Source organism: Sphingomonas astaxanthinifaciens DSM 22298 (assembly GCF_000711715.1).
In the GTDB taxonomy this organism is placed as follows: domain Bacteria; phylum Pseudomonadota; class Alphaproteobacteria; order Sphingomonadales; family Sphingomonadaceae; genus Sphingomicrobium; species Sphingomicrobium astaxanthinifaciens_A.
Window position 1 is genome coordinate 1,514,463 of sequence record NZ_JONN01000001.1, and the last position, 17,141, is coordinate 1,531,603.

Consider the following 17,141-nt stretch of genomic DNA (forward strand, 5'->3'; position numbering starts at 1 on the left):
TTCCCAGTCCCTACATCGTCGCCATGCTGACCGTCTGGTTCGATGGGGCCTGCCCGCTCTGCCGCCGCGAGATCGCGCTGATGCGCCGGCTCGACCGCGCCGGCCGGATCGCGTTCGTCGACGTCTCGGGGGAGGTCGCCGACTGCCCGATCGACCGCGCCGCTTTGCTCGCCCGCTTCCACGCCCGCGAGGATGGCCAGCTCCTCAGCGGCGCCGCCGCCTTCGCCGCCATGTGGCGGGCGATCCCCTGGCTCCGTCCGCTCGGGCTGGCTGCGCGTCACCCGCGTGTGCTGGCCCTTCTCGAGCGCGCCTATCTCCGCTTCCTCGAGATTCGCCCCGCCCTCCAGCGCCGGCTCTCGGCATGAGCGACGAGGAGGGTCGCGCGGTCCCACGCTCGCGCATCGCCCGGGCCGGGCAGTTCGGGCGGCTGGCGGGCGGGCTCGCCGGCGGCATGCTGGCCGAGGGCGCGCGGCGCCTGGCCGGGGGCGAACGTCCCAAGGTCCGCGACCTGCTGCTGACCCCCGGCAATCTCACCCGCGTGGCCGATCGCCTCGCCCACCTGCGCGGCGCGGCGATGAAGCTCGGGCAGATGATCAGCCTCGACAGCGGCGATTTCCTCCCGCCCGAATTGTCGGACATTCTCGCGCGCCTGCGCAGCAATGCCTTTCACATGCCGCCCGCCCAGCTTGCGGCAGTCCTCGCGGCCGAATGGGGGCCCGACTGGCGGCGTCGCTTCCGCCGCTTCCAGGCGCATCCCATCGCCGCCGCCTCGATCGGCCAGGTCCACCGCGCCGAAACCCACGACGGCCGTATCCTCGCCATTAAGGTGCAGTATCCAGGCGTGGCCGAGAGCGTCGATGCTGATGTCGACAATGTCGCGACGCTGCTCAGGGTCTCCGGGCTGATTCCTCCCGAGCTCGACCTCACCCCCCTGCTCGCCGAAGCCAAGGCCCAGCTCGCGCGCGAGGCCGACTACCGCCGGGAGGGGGAGCAGATAGAGCGCTATCGGGCGCTGCTTGCGGGCAGTCCCGAATTCGTCGTGCCGACCCTCGAGCCCGAATTCACCACCGGCCGCGCGCTCGCGATGAGCTTTGTCGAAAGCCGGCCGATCGAAGCACTCGACGAGGCCGGCCAGGCCGAGCGCGATCAGGCCGTGACCAGGATCGTGACGCTGGTCCTGCGCGAATTGTTCGAATTCGGCACCATGCAGACCGATCCCAATTTCGCCAACTACCGGCTGCTTGCGGACGGGCGGATCGCGCTTCTCGACTTCGGCGCCGCGCAGGCGGTCCCCGAACCGATCCGTGACGGCTACCGGACCCTCCTCGCGGCCGCGCTCGCCGGGAACCGGGACGCGGTCAAGGGCGGTGCCGTCGCGGCCGGTTTTATCGGTGCGGGGGTCGCCCAGCGCCACGGTGCGGCACTCGACCGGATGGTCGACGTCGTCCTCGCCGAGCTCCACAAGCCCGGCCCCTTCGATTTCGGCGACCGCGCCTTTCTTGGCGTCCTGCGTGAGGAAGGGCTGGGAATCGCCGCCGACAAGGCAAGCTGGCACCTGCCCCCGGCCGACCTCCTGTTCGTCCAGCGCAAGATCAGCGGCACCGCGCTGCTCGGCGCCCGCCTCAAGGCCCGCGTCCCCATCCGCGACCTCGTCGCCGACGCGCTCTCGCGATGAAGGAAGATGGTGCCGCTTACAGGACTCGAACCTGTGACCCCCTCATTACGAATGAGGTGCTCTACCAACTGAGCTAAAGCGGCAGCGATGCGGCCCCTAACAGGGTGCGGTGCCACGCTCAAGCGTCGTGGCGATCACAATTCCCAGCCGAGGCGGACGGTGCCGACCAGCAGCGGCCGCCGCTCGGCGAGGCCGCCGGGATGGCGGACAAGCTGCAGGCTCGGCTGCATCGTCACCGGTCCGAACAGGCGGTCGCGCCAGGTCAGCTCGAATCCCGCCTCGGTTTGGGCCAGGCGGCCCTCTCAAGGCGGATCGCCGCGCGCTCGCCCGCGGAGAGTAGCGCGTGGTGGAACCCAGTCGAGCGTAGTCAGATTGCGTTAGACGACCGACATGGCGGTCGCAGCGATGACCCGCGTCAGCGAGGCCCGCCTTGCAGACGAGGGTGCCGGCGATGAATGCGGCGGTCGAGGCCGGCTGGCCGGGCGAGGCAGTCCGCAGCTTCGCGGTGGTCGCCTACCTCTTAAGCGCGCTTGCCATGCAGGCCGAGGAGGAGGCCAAGCTCGCCCGCGCCAAGCTGACCACCACTCGGGCCGATATCGGCGAGGCGGTCGCGGCCGTGCCGTCGGTGGACCACGCGCTCGACGAGATCGCGGGCAATGTCGGGAGAAAGTATGCCCGTGTCGCGGGCATCACCAGCCCCAACGAGCGGCAGGCCGGGCTGATCGGGCAGATCCGCGACGCGATCGAGGAGATGAACCGGGCGACCCAGCAGTGCGCGGCGATGGTCTAGGAAAGCGCCGCAGCCGCCTGCTCAACCGCCAGGCCGAACTCCTCGAGCATTCCTCGCGCCGCTTCCGCCTGTCGCCGACTCCCGACGGGCGGCTCCGGCTCGCCGCCTAGCTGGCGAAGGCGGGATCAAGCCGATAGGCCTTCCGAAGCAAGGCCGGCCAGGCGAGGAATTGCGCGGCGAGCTTCAGCCCCTGCGCCCCCTGCTGCGCGGCGATCTCGGGCGTGCCCTGCGGCGGATTATTGACCTTGTCGCCGGCCGACAGCGCATAGATTTGCGCCTCGCAGGCCCGCTCGAGAAAGTAGATGCGGATGAACGCCTCGCCGACGCTCTCTCCGACGGCGAGCGTGCCGTGGTTGCGCAGCAGCATCGCGTTCCTGGTGCCGAGGTCGGCGACGATCCGCTCGCGCTCCTCATGGTCGGTGGCGACGCCTTCATAGTCGTGGAAGGCGAGGTCGCCGCGGATCAGCATGGCGGTCTGGGTCAGCGGCAGAAGCCCCTCTTCGTGCGCCGCGACCGCCTGGCCGTGGGGCGTGTGGAGGTGGATCACCGCATGGGCGTCCTCGCGCGCCATGTGCACTGCCGAATGGATGGTGAAGCCCGCCGGATTGGTGATGAAGGGCGAGGGCTCGACCGGATTGCCCTGGAGGTCGACCTTGACCAGCGAACTTGCGGTCACTTCCTCGAACATGAGGTTGTAGGGATTGAGCAGGAAGTGATGCTCGGGCCCCGGCACCCGTACGCTCATGTGGGTGAAGATGAGATCGTCCCAGCCATAATGAGCGACGAGGCGATAGGCGGCCGCGAGGTCGACGCGAAGCTTCCACTCCTCCTCGCTGACCTCGCCCTCGAGGCTGGGAATCTCGACCTCGGACAGGGCCCGGACCTTGCCCATGTCGCCCATGATATTGTCGACGCGGTTCATGCCTGTGTCTCCTGACGGTCGGGGTGGGCGGCCTGGAAGGCCTCAAGTTCGAGCGCCGCGGCCTCGGCCCGAAGCAGGGTCGGATAGGCATCCATCGGGACGTCGAAGCGGCGGCCGTTGTAGAGCTGGGGGACGAGGCAGATATCGGCCATGCCGACCGTATCGCCATAAAGAAACTTGCCCGCGGTCAGCTTGGCCAGCTGCTCGAGCGCGGCCAGCCCCTCGGCGACCCAATGGCGATACCAGGAGTCGACGGCCTCCTGCTCCTGCCCGAGTTCGCCCTTCAGATATTTGAGCACGCGCAGGTTGTTGAGTGGATGGATGTCGCAGGCGACGGTCAGCGCCAGCGCGAGGACGTGCGCGCGGCCCTCGGGATCGGATGGCACGAAGGGCGGCTCCTTCACCTGCGCGTCGAGCCAGTCGAAGATGGCAAGGCTCTGGGTGAAGCGCTTGCCCTCCCATTCGAGCATCGGCACGAACCCCTGCGGGTTGATCGCGGTATAGGCCGCCTCCTTCTGCTCTCCCTTGGCCAGGCTGACCGAGTGCTGCTCGTAATCGACGCCCTTTAGCTTGAGCGCGATTCGCACGCGGTAGCTCGCCGAAGAGCGGAAATAGTCGTGAAGGACGACCCTGGTCATGCGCAACGTCCACCGGCCAGGGTCACGAAGTTCTCGAAGTTCCCATAGTGCGGGGCCGCGGTGCGGCTGCGCTTCGGCCCTATCCGCCGCGTGAGCAGCAGGCGCGGGCAGGATTCAGGCGAGGACATGGGGTCCTTGTGCCAAAAAGGACGCGTGTAGGACAGCGCTAAGTCAGCCGAGGAACGGGGCCACGATCTCGGTCGTGATCCGCTGCGGCCGCCCGCTTTCCTTGTCGAGCATGGCCCAGGTGGTCCGGGCGCGGACGAGGGTTTTCCCGTCTTTTCCGGTGAACTCCATGAAGCGGTCGAAGCGGGCGCCCTTGGGCGCGTCGCCGACCCAAGTCCGTCCGGTCACCACGTCGCCTTCGAAGGCCGGGCGGAGATAGTCGATCTCGTGCCGGATCACGACCCAGACATAAGCGTCGCGATAGGCGGGGTCGGCCATCGCGTACCAGTGGCTGGTGGCGACGGTCTGGATCCACTGCACCCAGACCGCATTGTTGACGTGCCCGAGCTCGTCGATGTGCTCGGGCAGCGCGGTGAGCTCGAGGGTGAAACTCGGGGTGGTCATGTCCTGGTCCCTGCGGCGGGGGTGAAGAGCGCGGTAATGCCGGTTTCGACGGCGAAGCGGTCGAGCGCGGCTTCCGGGTCGAGGTGCGCACGGTCGAGGAGATCACCGACCGCGGCGCTGCTGCGGCCGTTGCCCGAGACGCGATCGAGTTCGGCCAGCCATTCGGCGCGGGTGACCTCGCCGTCGGCGCCAGGGCCGGCAATCAGCCCGCGCACGAAGGCGGGAAAATCGCCGCCATTGGCCTTTTCGGCGGCAAGCGCGATCAGCGCCCCGCATGCGTAATAAGCGCGAAAGTCAGCCGCGCGGCGATAGGCCGAGGCCACGCCGCCGTTCCTGAGGAAGGGCGCGCATTCGGCGCGCGCTTCAGCGAGGCGCTTGCGGACGTCGAACTTCGGGTCGGCCGCGGCAGTGGCGCGGAAGGCGAGCAATTCGGCCCCGCCCTCGGTGATCCAACTTTCAGCCGGAGTCGAATAGCTGACCGCCTGGCCGAGCCAGAAATGCGCCGCCTCGTGGCTGACGAACCAGCGGGCATATTGAGCGGCCTTGTCGCTGGGCTGCTGCAGCCGCGCGCCGGCGAACGTCATGACGACGAGGCCCGGAAGCACGCTCCCGCTGAGGCTGGCCTGGTCGGGCTGGTTGGGCAGCGTGCCGCCCCAGGTCACCATCAGCGTCGGCTGTCCGACCGGCGAGGGACCGAGCTCGCGCTGGTAGCGGCCGAGCACCTTGGGCATCTCGCCGTTGAGGTAACCGGAGATCCACGCCGGAACCGCGGGGTCCATCAGGGTCGTCATCGCGGGACCGACCACGGGGGTCGCCGGTCCGAACACCACATAGGTCGCGCCGTCGTCCATTTCGGCGCGGGCGACCCGGCGGCCGTGGACGAGCACGGGGCCGGCGCGGTCGATGAAGTTCATCCGGGTCCGGAAGGACTGGCCGTCGGGGCCGTCCTCGCTCGGCCCCAGCGCGCGCACTTCGGCGACCGACTTGGCCGGGGTGATCCAGAACTGATCGCCATAAAGCGCGACCGAGCCGTCCGAGAAGGTCAGCGCCGCGTCATAGCCCGCTTCGATGTCCTCGCTGAAGGGCGTGAACTGGAGGCGCACCCGTGCCGGGACCGTCCCGCTGGTGGCGACCAGCGCATCGTAATTGCCGAGCCGTTCGATCCGGACGCCCGGGGTGAGCACCTTGACCGAGCCCAGCCGCCACGATGTCCGGCGTTCGCGCGGAAGCACCGATTTCACGAACAGCCAGACAGGCGAGCGCCCGCCGAGCCGATAGTCGGCGGTCCAGCGCTGGCCGTCGCGGCGGACCGTCACCTCCGAGGCAGCACGCTGGCGTCCCGGAACCCCCGGGATGCTCGCGGCGGCCATGGCGACCGCCGCAGCCAGCATCATTTGGCGACCCCGAGCTGGGTCAGGACGAAGGTGTAATCCTCGGCCACTTCCTTGAGGCTGTCCCAGCGGCCGGACTTGCCGCCGTGGCCCGCGCCCATGTTGGTCTTGAGCATGAGCAGGTTGCTGTCGGTCTTGGTGGCGCGGAGGCGCGCGACCCACTTGGCCGGCTCCCAATAAGTGACGCGCGGGTCGTTCAAACCGGCGGTGACCAGCATCGGCGGATAGGCCTGTGCGGTCACATTGTCGTAGGGGCTGTAGCTCTTGAGAAGCTTGAACGCCGCCGGATCGGTGATCGGATTGCCCCATACCGGCCATTCGCCGGGGGTCAGCGGAAGCGTGTCGTCGAGCATGGTGTTGACGACATCGACGAAGGGAACGTCGGCGATGACCGCGCCCCACAGCTTGGGATCGGTGTTGACGACCACGCCCATCAGCTTGCCGCCGGCCGAGCCGCCCTGGATCGCGATCCTGCCGGGCCTGGCGAAGCCGGCGGCGTTCAGGCCCTTCGCGGCGTCGACGAAGTCGTGGAAGGTGTTCCAGCGGTTCTTGGCGGTGCCGTCCAGGTACCAGCCGTAACCGAGGTCGTCGCCGCCGCGGATGTGGGCGATGGCATAAGCGAAGCCGCGGTCGAGGAGGCTGAGCCTTGCCGAGGAGAAGCTCGGCGGGATGGCATAGCCGTAGGCGCCATAGGCATAGAGGAAGAGCGGCTGGCTGCCGTCCTTCTTGTAGCCCTTCTTGTAGACGATGCTGACCGGTACCTTCTTGCCGTCGCGGGCCGGGATCATCAGCCGCTCGGTCACATATTGCGACGGGTCGTAGCCCGAGGGGATTTCCTGGACCTTGAGGGTGACCAAAGTCTTCGATTTGGGGTCGTAATCGTAGACCGTGCCCGGGGTGACCATCGACGAATAGCTCAGCCGGTAGGCAGCGGGATCGAACTCTGGATTGCTGCCGAGTCCGGCGCTGTAGCTCGCTTCCTTGAAAGGGACGCGGCCGATGGGGCCGCCGCGATAATCCTTGAGCAGGAGCTGGTCCAAACCGTCCTCGCGGACCGTGACCACCAGCTCGTTCCTGAACGCGCTGACGCCGCGGATGTAGGTCCGGTCCGAGCCCTTGATGACGTCGTGCCAGTCGCCGGGGCGGGCGATGTCGGCCGAGGCCAGGCGGAAATTGATGTGGTCGTCGTTGGTGACGATCCACAATTTCCCGTGCGCGGCATCGGCTTCGTAGAGGCGGTTCTCCTTGCGCGGGCTGATCAGGGTCAGCGGCTGGAGCGGATCGGCGGCGGAAACGAAGCGGACCTCGCTGGTGCGGTTGTCACCCGTCGAGACGAAGATCAGGCTCTTGTCCTGGCTCTTGCCGAGGCCGACCGAGAAGCCCTTGTCCTGGGTTTCCTCGTAGATGGTGCGGGCGTTCCTGGGATCGTCGCCGAGGCGGTGGTAACGGGCGCGGTAGCTGCGCCAGTTGTCGTTGACCTCGGTGAAGAGGACCGCCTTGCTGTCGGCGCTCCACACCGGGCTTCCGATGCCGACCGCGGTGACGGTCTCAAGGTCCTTGCCGGTCGCAAGGTCGCGAATCTTGAGCTTGAAGCGCTCCGAGCCGTCGTCGTCGGCGAGGATCGCGGCAAGCTTTCCGTTGGGGCTGACCTGCATCGCGCCAAGGCGGAAATATTCTTTGCCCTCGGCTTCCTTCACCTCATCGAGGATCAGCTGGTCGGCACCGCCGGCGACGGGCTTGCGATACCATTGCCGATACTGCGCGCCGGGCTGGAAGGCCCACCAGTAGAGGTAGTCGCCGTCCTTCACCGGGACCGAGGAATCGTCCTCCTTCTGGCGGCCCTTCAGTTCCTGGAAGATGGTCTCGACCAGCGGCTCGTGGGGCTTCTTCCAGGCCTCGAAATAGGCGTTCTCGGCCTTGAGGTAATCGAGGACGTCCTTGTCATCGACCTTGGGATAGCCCTCGTCGCGAAGCCAGTGCCACGGGTCCTGGATGGTCTCGCCATGGCGGGTGTAACTGTAGGGACGCTGGTCGGCCTTGGGCGGCGGGGGGAGCTGGTCGGTCATGGAGGCTTTCTGGGCTGTGGCGGGAACGGCCGCGGCGATCAGCGCGGCGAGAAGCAGGAAACGCATGGATACCCCCCAAGTGTGTTCCCCCGAAAGGTGGCGCAAGAGAGCGGCTTTCGTCCAGCCCCGGTCCGCGGCTACAAGCGGCCCATGTCCAGCCATGCCGACCGCCTCGCCGCCCTTCGCGCCCAGCTTGCCGAGGACCGCCTCGACGGTTTCGTCGTGCCCCTCACCGACGAGCATATGAGCGAATATGTCGGGAGCTATGCCCAGCGCCTCGCCTGGCTGACGGGCTTCGAGGGCTCGGCCGGGTCGGCGGTGGTGCTGCCGGAGGAAGCGGCGATCTTCACCGACGGGCGCTACACGCTGCAGGTCCGCCAGCAGGTCGACGGGGCGCACTGGTCCTACCAGTCGGTGCCCGAGACGAGCATCGCGGGCTGGCTCAAGGAGCATGCGCCCGAGGGTGCGCGGATCGGCTACGACCCGTGGCTCCACCGCGCCGACTGGGTGAAGGCCGCGACCAAGGCGCTGGCCGAGCGCGGGGCGACTTTGGTGCCGGTGGCGGACAATCCGATCGACCGGATCTGGGCCGACCGCCCCGAGGCGAGCAAGGCCGCGCTGGCGGTCCATCCCGAGAAGTTCGCCGGCCGCTCGAGCGCCGACAAGCGCCAGTCGATCGGGGACTGGCTGGCCGAGCACAAGGCCGATGCCGCCGTGCTCGCGGCACTCGATTCGATCGCCTGGACCTTCAACGTCCGCGGGACCGACGTCAGCCACACGCCGGTCGCCTTGGCCTATGCCCTGGTCCACGCCGACGGCACCGCCGACCTGTTCGTCGCGGGCGAGAAGGTGACGGCGGAGCTTCGCCAGCATCTCGGCAACGGGGTACGGCTGCACGAGCGGGCGGCGTTCGAGGGCGCGCTGGGCGAGCTTGCCGGCAAGACGGTGGCGGTCGATCCCGAACGCTCGGTCGCGGCGATCTTCGAGGCGCTCGAGACGGCGGGCGCGAGGATCGTCGAGCTGCGCGATCCGACCGTGCTTCCGCGCGCGATCAAGAACGAGGCCGAGCTCAATGGCCAGCGCGCCGCCCAGACCCGCGACGGCGCGGCGATCGCGCGGTTCCTCAAGTGGGTCGAGGAGACGGACGGGCTCGACGAGCTCAAGGCCTCGGACAAGCTGGAGGCGATCCGCCGCGAGGACCCCGCACTCAAGGACCTGTCGTTCAGCAGCATCTCGGCCTTCGGCGGCAATGCGGCGAGCCCGCATTATCATTCGACCGAGAAGACCAACGTGCCGTTCACGGCGGGCTCGCTCTACCTGATCGACAGCGGCGGCCAGTATGAGGACGGGACCACCGACATCACCCGCACGGTCGCGATCGGCGAGCCGACGGCGGAGATGCGCGACCGCTTCACCCGCGTGCTCCAGGGCCATATCGCGATCGACACCGCGGTCTTCCCCAAGGGCACCCGCGGCGGCCAGCTCGACAGCTTCGCGCGGCGGCCGCTGTGGGAGGCGGGCCTCGATTATGCCCATGGCACCGGCCACGGGGTCGGCAGCTTCCTCTCGGTCCACGAGGGCCCGCAGCGGATCTCGCCGATGGGAAGCTCGCAGTCGGGCGGCGACGAGCCGCTGGCGGCGGGGATGATCCTCTCGAACGAACCCGGCTATTACAAGGCGGGCGAATATGGGATCCGCACCGAGAACCTGATCCTCGTGGTGCCGGTCGACGTGCCCGGCGCCGAAAAGGAGATGCTCGGCTTCGAGACCCTCACCTTCGCCCCGATCGACCGCCGGCTGATCGTCACCGAGATGCTGTCGGACCGCGAGCGGAAATGGGTCGACGACTATCACACCGAAGTGGTGAAGCGGATCGGGCCGGGGCTGGGCGCCGAAGAGCGCGCCTGGCTGGAAGCGGCCTGCGCGCCGCTTTAAGGCTAATCTCGCGCGGCGGAGGTAACGTCCGCTTGCGACCCATTGCGGACATTGGCGCGGCCACTCCATACTGGCGAGGAGGATTGAGGGCCAATGATGACCGTAACCAGAGTGTTTCTCGCATTGTCGGTGGTAGCGTTCTTGGTGAACCTCTACGTTCTGATCGATGCCCAAAGCCTTATGCGACCCTCCCTTGATGAGGTGCGCTACCTCTGGGTGTCCCTACTATGCATCGGCGGCATGTATTTCATCTCGAGGGAAATCGCAGTCTACGGTCGTCGATTTGTGGGCAGGAAGATTGGTCGCCGCTGAGACCAGAGAACAAGGTCGGCTGATGTCCGCTTTCCACCCATTCAGGACATTTACGCCGAACGTCTGACGTCGACCCATTGCGGACCTTGGCACAGTACTCCACTCTTTCGGCATGAAACGCCGCGTGATGACCGCTGCGGGGCTGGCACTCAGCGCTTGGCTTGGATGGTCGGCGCGAGGTTGGCTGGCCGTGGACGCCTGCCTAGATTCCGGAGGAGCGTGGGTCTCCATCGGTGGATATTGCAGCGGTGCTCGGCAAGGGCGCTGACGTCCGTTTTCCGCCCGTTGCGGACTTAAGATTAAAGGTGGACCTCTTCGATCCGAAACTGAGCCTTCGTATTCCAATGAGTAGCAAATTCTAGCACCCCGGCTAGCGTTTCGCCCGGATGTGAAGACGTTGTTATGTACCGTTCGACGCTTTCTCCATCGGCAACGATCAGCCAGTCGATCTCCTCCTCGAGATCCTCGCAGCCCGAGCCGATCGTCGCGATTAGTTCGACTTTGTCCCTCAGGCATTGCTCCACGAAAGGCGCTAGGCGCTCTCTCACAAGAACGGGAGAATGCAAAACTATGACGGGAGCTAACGACACCGCAAAAAGTTAGATCATCTCGTGTCCGCGTTCCACCCATCGCGGACATTGGCGATTTCGGCAGAGCCAAGCGCTTGCTCAGGGTCTGGTAACGGGTCGGTGCTAGCGAGAGGGCATGGACTTTCCAGTGCACTTGAAGCGGAAGCTCTGGGCGCTCGAGATCGCCGGGTTTGCAAGCCTGTTCCTGGCATTCCTCGGCCACAACCATTTCGTCGATGACGTGTCGGAGCGTGCCGGCATTGTCTTCATCGCGGTCGCGTTGCCGGCGATCGGAATCCTGTGGCGGGTCAGCCGCCATTTTCTGATCCGGAACGGCTAGGCTTGTTCGTCGTCGGCCTTCGGGGTTTCCGGTCTGGTCGCCACCGCCCCCGCCTTGCGCTTGCGGAGGTTCTCGCGGAGCGCGGCGGCGAGGCGGGCTTCCTTTTCCTGCTTATTCATTCTCTTCCCTTGACACTTGCGCCAGCCAACCGCCATAGGCCCGCCCGTCTCCGGACAGTGCTGCCGTAGCTCAGTGGTAGAGCGCATCCTTGGTAAGGCTGAGGTCGTGAGTTCAATCCTCACCGGCAGCACCATTTCCCCCCTCCCTCGCCGGACCGCCCCTCAAGGGACGACGATGTCGCCCTCGTCGGGGGTGCCCGCACCCGCCAGCACCCGGGCATAGGCCGCCGCCAGCCCCTCGGGGCCGCGGTGCGTGACGATGCGCAGCCAGCCGGAATCGGCGATGAAGTGCGAGAGCGCCTCCCCCGTCTTCTGCTGCACTCCCGCCGCGCCCCAGTCGCCAAGCCTTTTCGCGAAACGCTCGGGCGCGAAGAAGAAGGTCGGTTTCGGACCGGGCAAGGGCGCGCGCTCGCCCGGGTCGGCGCCGAGGTGGGTGGTGCCGACCACGATGCTCGCCTGCAGGTTCGCCCCGAGCTTCTCGTGGACCCGGCGGCGAAGCCGGGGATCGCCCGCAAGGTCGACGAAGACGGCCGGACCATCGGTGGGGAGGTCGTCGACCGATTCGTAGGCAATCGCGCGGGCGAACAGGCCCGGCGACCCGACCCGGGCGAGATGGCGCGGCGAGGTGAGCCCGATCGCCCGGCCGCCGCGGCGGCTGACCAGCCAGCCGAGCCCGAGCGCGGTCCGGCTCGACGCGCTCGAGACGATGATGGTCGCTTCGGGATGCGCGTCCGCGAGGAGGTCGTCGATCAGGAAGCTGGTGAGGAACAGCGGCCGCAACAGCGCCGCGAGGTCGTCGTCGGCGCGGGGCTCGGCGGGTTCGTAGCGATTGTAGGCGGCGGCGAGGTCGGCACGGTGCGGGCTCCCATCGACCGCGCCGCGACCGCGCGGCTCGAGCCGTCCGACATGGTGGCTCGCCATCGGCCAGTAGCCGTAGAAACGGGCTCCGACCTCGATCCCCGGCGCGCGCGAGGCGGTGACCGTGGCGAAGCCCCAGACGGGGATGATCCCCCATCCCTCCTCGCCGCTCGGGAAGAAGCGCCAATAGCCCATGCGGTCGCCGAAGGCGCCGTAGGTGATGTTGTTGGCGGTGAGCGAGAAGCGCTCGATGGCGAACAGCGCCTCGCCCGCGCCGAGCGCGGCGGGATCGGGATCGGGCTCGGCGCGGAGCCGCGTCCGGCCAAGGTCCTCGCGCCCGACCAGATATGTCCACGTCATCGCCGTCCGCCTCCCCTGATGCGCCAGCCCCTTGCCGAGCGCGCCGCGCCGGACCATGGCTCGGCCATGCGCTTCTTCTCCGACAATGCCGCGGCCGTCCATCCCGCCGTGTTCGAAGCGATGGCCAGGGCCGACCGGCTCGACACGGCCTATGACGGCGATGCGTGGAGCCAGAAGCTCGACGCGGCCTTTTCGGACCTGTTCGAGCGCGAGGTGACGGCGCTGTGGGTGACCACCGGGACCGCCGCCAACTGTCTCGCGCTTGCCGGGATAGTGCCGCCTTACGGGGGCATTCTCTGCCACCGCGAGGCGCATATCCAGGTCGACGAGGCCGGCGCGCCCGAATTCTTCACCGGCGGGGCGAAATTGCTGCTGGTCGACGGGCCGGGGGCGAAGCTGACCCCGTACGCGCTGGAGGAGGCGCGGTCGCGGATCCGGCCGGACGTCCACCAGGTGCAGGCGAACGCTTTGTCGATCACCAATGCGACCGAATATGGGCTGACCTATTCGGCCGCCGAGACCGCGGCGCTGGGGGCATGGGCGAAGGGGCACGGCATCGGCTTCCACCTCGACGGGGCGCGCTTCGCCAATGCCGTTGCCTCGACCGGCGCCAGTCCCGCCGAGCTGACCTGGAAGGCCGGGGTCGACGCCTTGTCCTTCGGCTTCGTCAAGAATGGCGGGCTGTCGGCCGAGGCGCTGGTGCTGTTCGATTCCGCCCTCGCCGACGGGATCAAGCGGCGGCGCAAGCGGTCGGGCCATCTCCTCAGCAAGGGGCGCTATCTCGCGGCGCAGCTGCTGGCGATGCTCGAGGATGACATCTGGCTGGCTAATGCCCGCGCCGCCAACGCGGCCGCACGGGCGCTGGCCGAGGCCGCGGGCGAGCGGCTGGTCTTCCCGGTCGAGGCCAATGAGGTGTTCCTCAAGGTGACCGCCGACGAGGCCGCGGCGCTTCGGGCCCAGGGCTTCGATTTCTACGACTGGGGCGTCGGCGAAGCGCGGCTGGTGACGAGCTGGGACCAGGACCGCGGCGCCGTCGACCGGCTGGCGGAAGCGATTTCGGCGCTGTGAGTGCCCCCCTCGGGCGCGGCGCGGTCCTCCTCTTCTTCACGATCATCACCCTCATCTGGGGGTCGACCTGGATCGTCATCCGCGACCAGCTCGGCGTGGTGCCCGCGCACTGGTCGGTCGCCTATCGCTTCATCATCGCGGCCTCGGCGATGGCGGCCTTCACCCGCTGGCAGGGTGTGAGCCTGACGCTTCCGCCGGGCGCTTGGCGGATCGCGATGCTATTCGGCTTCTGCCAGTTCTGCGTCAATTTCAACGCGGTCTATCTGGCCGAGCATCACATCACGAGCGGGCTGGTCGCCTGCGTCTTCGCGCTGCTGCTGATCCCGAATTCCCTGCTCGCCTGGGCCTGGACCGGGCACCGGCCCAGCCGCAGCTTCATCCTCTCGGCGATCCCCGCGATCGGCGGGATCGCGCTGCTCTTCGTCAACGAGGTGCAAAGCGCGCGCGCGCCGCTGGGCGAGGCGGCGCTGGGGATCGGGCTGACCCTGCTGGGCGTGATGGGGGCGAGCGTGTCGAACGTGCTCCAGACCACCGAGCGCGCCAAGGCGGTGCCGCTGCCGACCATGCTGACCTGGGGAATGACCTTCGGCGCCATCTTCGACGCCGCCTTCGCGCTGATGGTCAGCGGGCCGCCGGTGATCGACCCCCGTCCCGGCTACTGGCTCGGCCTCGCCTATCTTGCCTTGTTCGCTTCGGCGCTGGCCTTCAGCCTCTACATGCCGATCATCCGCACCATCGGCCCCGGCCGCGCCGCCTATTCAAGCGTCATCGTGCCGATTATCGCCATGGCGCTGTCGACCCTGTTCGAGGGCTATCGCTGGACCGGGCTGGCGATCGCCGGAGCGGTGCTGGCGATGGCCGGCATGATCTGGGCGCTGACCAGCCGCCACGAGGTTGTCCCCTCCCCGGCCGCGGACTAAGCCACCCGCCATGTTCGATGCCCGTGACGCGTTTGCCGCGCCTGCCGCCCCTGCCCCGACCTTGCGCGAAGATTATCGGGCGCCCGACTGGCTGGTGCCCGACATCGCGCTCGGCTTCGACCTCGATCCGGCCCGGACGGTGGTCCGGGCGCGTCTGTCGGTCACCCGCAACGGCGAGCATGACCGGCCGCTGCGGCTCGAGGGCGAAGAACTCGAGCTTCTCTCGCTGACGGTCGACGGTGAGCGCCGCGAGCCGGTGTTGGAGGACGGCCGGCTGGTGGTCGCGCTGGGCGGCGCTGAGGCCGTGGTCGAGACCGAGGTCGCGATTTGCCCGGAGAAGAACAGCCAGCTGATGGGGCTCTACGCCTCGGGCGGGATCCTCTGCACCCAGTGCGAGGCCGAGGGCTTCCGCCGGATCACCTATTTCCCCGACCGGCCCGACGTGCTCAGCCGCTACCGGGTCCGCCTGACCGCCGACAAGGCGCGCTATCCGGTGCTGCTCGCCAACGGCAATCCGGTCGAACAGGGCGAGGCCGGCGAGGGCCGCCACTTCGCCGTGTGGGAAGACCCCTTCCCCAAGCCCTGCTACCTGTTCGCGGTGGTCGCGGGCGACCTTGCCTGCAACGCCGACCGCTTCCGGACCATGAGCGGGCGCGAGGTCGCACTCGGCATCTGGGTGCGCGAGGCCGACCTCCCCAAGACCGCGCTCGCGATGCAGGCGCTCAAGGATTCGATGGCGTGGGACGAGCGGACCTACGGCCGCGAATATGACCTCGACCGGTTCAACATCGTCGCCGTCAGCGATTTCAACTTCGGCGCGATGGAGAACAAGGGCCTCAACATCTTCAACACGCGCTACGTGCTGGCCGACCCCGAGACCGCGACCGACGCGGACATCGACGCGGTCGCCGCCGTGGTCGCGCACGAATATTTCCACAACTGGTCGGGCAATCGGGTCACCTGCCGCGACTGGTTCCAGCTCAGCCTCAAGGAAGGCCTGACGGTCTTCCGCGACCAGAGCTTCAGCGAGGACATGGGGAGCCCCGCGGTCCAGCGGATCGACCAGGTCCGCACCCTGCGCGCCGCGCAATTCCCCGAGGACGCCGGCCCGCTCGCGCACCCGATCCGGCCGGACTCCTATCTCGAGATCGCGAACTTCTACACCGCGACGGTCTACAACAAGGGCGCCGAAGTGATCCGGATGATGCGGACGCTGCTCGGCCCCGAGCGCTATCGCAAGGGCACCGACCTCTATTTCCAGCGCCACGACGGACAGGCGGTGACCTGCGAGGACTTCGTCAAGGCGATGGAGGATGCGAGCGGGGTCGACTTGTCGCAGTTCCGCTTGTGGTACAGCCAGGCCGGCACCCCGACCGTCCGCGCCCGGCTCGACCAGAGCGGCGGGCGGACCGCGCTCCACCTCGACCAGTCGGTTCCCCCGACCCCGGGCCAGCCGGCCAAGCAGCCGATGGTCGTGCCCTTGAAGGTTGCACTGATCGGCGCGGCGAGCGGGCGCGAGATCTCTCCCGAGCGCCTGGTGGTGCTGCGCGAGGAACGGCAGGTCGAGCCCTTCGCCAACGTCACCGAACCCGCCTTCCTGTCGATCAATCGCCAGTTCTCCGCGCCGGTGATCGTGGTCGCCGAGCGAAAGGCCGGCGAGATCGAGGCGCTGGCCGAAAGCGATACCGATGCCTTCGCGCGCTACGAGGCGGGCCAGGAACTGATGCAGCGCGATCTCCTCGCCGCGATCGGCGGGGGCGAGCTTCGGACCGAGGCGGTGGTGACCGCGGTGGCCGCGACCTTGCGCAGCAATGCGCTCGATCCCGCCTTCAAGGCCGACGCCATCGCGCTGCCGGGCGAGAGCCTGCTGATCGAGAAGCTCGACGCCGCCGATCCGGCCCGGGTCCACACGGTGCGCGAAGCGATGCGGCGCGCGATCGGGGTCGGGCTCAAGGACGATCTTTCGCGCGCCTACATGGGCACCAGCCGCGCCGATCCGTCCAGCCTGTCGGGCGAGGCCAAGGGGCTGCGGCGCCTGCGCGGCGCGACGCTCGGCCTACTCGCCGCGGCCGATGCCGGGCTGGGCCGGACGCTGGCCGCGCGCCAATATGCGAGCGCCCGTACCATGACCGAGCGCCAGGCGGCGCTGATGGTGCTCGCGATGCTCGGCGGCGAGGAAGCCGAAGCCGCGCTGGCCGACTTCTACGGGCGCTACGAGAGCGATCCCCTGGTCATCGACAAGTGGTTCGCGGTACAGGCCTCGGTTCCGGCCGAGGAAACGCTCGACCGGGTCGAGGTGCTCGGCCGCCATCCCGCCTTCACGCTTGCCAATCCGAACCGCCTGCGCGCGTTGGCGGGGAGCTTTGCCGGCACCCCGGCGGCCTTCCACCGTGCCGACGGGCGCGGCTACGACTGGCAGGCGGAGATCATCGTCGCCGCCGACAAGCTCAATCCGCAGACCGCGGCGCGGTTTGTCGCCCCGCTCGGGCGCTGGCGGAAGATCGAGCCGGGTCGGGCGGCGAAGATGCGCGCCGCGCTCGAGCGGATCCTGCGCGAGCCGGGGCTTAGCAAGGACGTGCTCGAGCTTGCGGGCAAGAGCCTCGGCTGA

General features: G+C 68.2%; 16 protein-coding genes and 2 tRNA genes. 10 read left to right on the forward strand and 8 right to left on the reverse strand.

Annotated elements, in window-relative coordinates; translation table 11 throughout:
* The first annotated feature begins 23 nt into the window (after positions 1-23).
* Complete coding sequence (locus tag BS69_RS0107790) at positions 24-365, forward strand: thiol-disulfide oxidoreductase DCC family protein (RefSeq protein WP_029941397.1); 342 nt, start codon at positions 24-26, stop codon at positions 363-365.
* Entirely contained in the window at positions 362-1,675 is a 1,314-nt protein-coding gene (locus tag BS69_RS0107795; protein ID WP_029941398.1) for an ABC1 kinase family protein, read from the forward strand. Before BS69_RS0107790 ends, BS69_RS0107795 begins: the two co-directional genes overlap by 4 nt.
* A gap of 7 nt (positions 1,676-1,682) precedes the next feature.
* Here BS69_RS0107795 and BS69_RS0107800 read toward each other — a convergent pair.
* Positions 1,683-1,758, reverse strand: a tRNA-Thr gene (locus tag BS69_RS0107800).
* A gap of 368 nt (positions 1,759-2,126) precedes the next feature.
* Here BS69_RS0107800 and BS69_RS0107810 point away from each other — a divergent pair.
* Together BS69_RS0107810 and BS69_RS14640 are read left to right on the forward strand one after the other, a co-directional pair.
* Positions 2,127-2,465, forward strand: coding sequence for a methyl-accepting chemotaxis protein (locus BS69_RS0107810; RefSeq protein WP_029941399.1), 339 nt, complete (start codon positions 2,127-2,129; stop codon positions 2,463-2,465).
* Positions 2,447-2,575: a hypothetical protein gene (locus BS69_RS14640; RefSeq protein ID WP_281169700.1), complete on the forward strand. Its 129-nt coding sequence runs from the start codon at positions 2,447-2,449 to the stop codon at positions 2,573-2,575. The genes BS69_RS0107810 and BS69_RS14640 overlap by 19 nt, the downstream gene beginning before the upstream one ends.
* Here the strand turns inward: BS69_RS14640 and BS69_RS0107820 are convergent.
* From BS69_RS0107820 to BS69_RS0107840, 5 genes are all read right to left on the reverse strand, one after another.
* The gene (locus BS69_RS0107820; RefSeq protein WP_051676751.1) at positions 2,572-3,357 is read right to left on the reverse strand and encodes a class II aldolase/adducin family protein; all 786 of its coding nucleotides are present in this window, start codon (positions 3,355-3,357) and stop codon (positions 2,572-2,574) included. The genes BS69_RS14640 and BS69_RS0107820 overlap by 4 nt on opposite strands.
* Before the next feature lie 26 nt (positions 3,358-3,383).
* Positions 3,384-4,025 (reverse strand): maleylacetoacetate isomerase, encoded by a 642-nt coding sequence (maiA, locus tag BS69_RS0107825; protein ID WP_029941401.1) that lies wholly within the window; start codon positions 4,023-4,025, stop codon positions 3,384-3,386.
* A 171-nt stretch (positions 4,026-4,196) separates the two neighbouring features.
* Positions 4,197-4,595, reverse strand: a complete 399-nt coding sequence (locus tag BS69_RS0107830) for an acyl-CoA thioesterase (RefSeq protein ID WP_029941402.1) — start codon at positions 4,593-4,595, stop codon at positions 4,197-4,199.
* A complete protein-coding gene (locus BS69_RS0107835; protein ID WP_051676632.1) occupies positions 4,592-5,989 on the reverse strand; it encodes a hypothetical protein in 1,398 nt (465 codons plus the stop codon). The genes BS69_RS0107830 and BS69_RS0107835 overlap by 4 nt, the downstream gene beginning before the upstream one ends.
* On the reverse strand, positions 5,986-8,052 hold the full coding sequence (locus tag BS69_RS0107840; RefSeq protein ID WP_029941404.1) for a S9 family peptidase: 2,067 nt from the start codon (positions 8,050-8,052) through the stop codon (positions 5,986-5,988). Before BS69_RS0107840 ends, BS69_RS0107835 begins: the two co-directional genes overlap by 4 nt.
* A 150-nt stretch (positions 8,053-8,202) precedes the next feature.
* Between BS69_RS0107840 and BS69_RS0107845 the strand changes: the two genes are divergently transcribed.
* Together BS69_RS0107845 and BS69_RS0107860 are read left to right on the forward strand one after the other, a co-directional pair.
* A complete protein-coding gene (locus BS69_RS0107845) occupies positions 8,203-9,987 on the forward strand; it encodes an aminopeptidase P family protein (RefSeq protein WP_029941405.1) in 1,785 nt (594 codons plus the stop codon).
* A gap of 1,035 nt (positions 9,988-11,022) precedes the next feature.
* The gene (locus tag BS69_RS0107860; protein ID WP_029941408.1) at positions 11,023-11,208 is read left to right on the forward strand and encodes a hypothetical protein; all 186 of its coding nucleotides are present in this window, start codon (positions 11,023-11,025) and stop codon (positions 11,206-11,208) included.
* On the opposite strand, the gene BS69_RS14645 is transcribed toward BS69_RS0107860, so the two are convergent.
* Entirely contained in the window at positions 11,205-11,327 is a 123-nt protein-coding gene (locus BS69_RS14645; RefSeq protein WP_281169701.1) for a hypothetical protein, read from the reverse strand. The genes BS69_RS0107860 and BS69_RS14645 overlap by 4 nt on opposite strands.
* Positions 11,328-11,386: 59 nt before the next feature.
* On the opposite strand from BS69_RS14645, the gene BS69_RS0107870 reads away from it, so the two are divergent.
* A tRNA-Thr gene (locus tag BS69_RS0107870) sits at positions 11,387-11,461 on the forward strand.
* Between the two features lie 28 nt (positions 11,462-11,489).
* Here BS69_RS0107870 and BS69_RS0107875 read toward each other — a convergent pair.
* On the reverse strand, positions 11,490-12,545 hold the full coding sequence (locus BS69_RS0107875; RefSeq protein ID WP_029941409.1) for a DUF2855 family protein: 1,056 nt from the start codon (positions 12,543-12,545) through the stop codon (positions 11,490-11,492).
* Positions 12,546-12,611: 66 nt separating this feature from the next.
* Here BS69_RS0107875 and BS69_RS0107880 point away from each other — a divergent pair, with 66 nt between their 5' ends.
* The 3 genes from BS69_RS0107880 to pepN are packed head-to-tail and all read left to right on the forward strand — an operon-like array spanning position 12,612 to position 17,141.
* Positions 12,612-13,613 (forward strand): threonine aldolase family protein, encoded by a 1,002-nt coding sequence (locus BS69_RS0107880; RefSeq protein ID WP_029941410.1) that lies wholly within the window; start codon positions 12,612-12,614, stop codon positions 13,611-13,613.
* On the forward strand, positions 13,610-14,533 hold the full coding sequence (locus BS69_RS0107885; RefSeq protein ID WP_029941411.1) for a DMT family transporter: 924 nt from the start codon (positions 13,610-13,612) through the stop codon (positions 14,531-14,533). Before BS69_RS0107880 ends, BS69_RS0107885 begins: the two co-directional genes overlap by 4 nt.
* Positions 14,534-14,543: 10 nt before the next feature.
* Positions 14,544-17,141: an aminopeptidase N gene (gene pepN / locus BS69_RS0107890; RefSeq protein ID WP_029941412.1), complete on the forward strand. Its 2,598-nt coding sequence runs from the start codon at positions 14,544-14,546 to the stop codon at positions 17,139-17,141.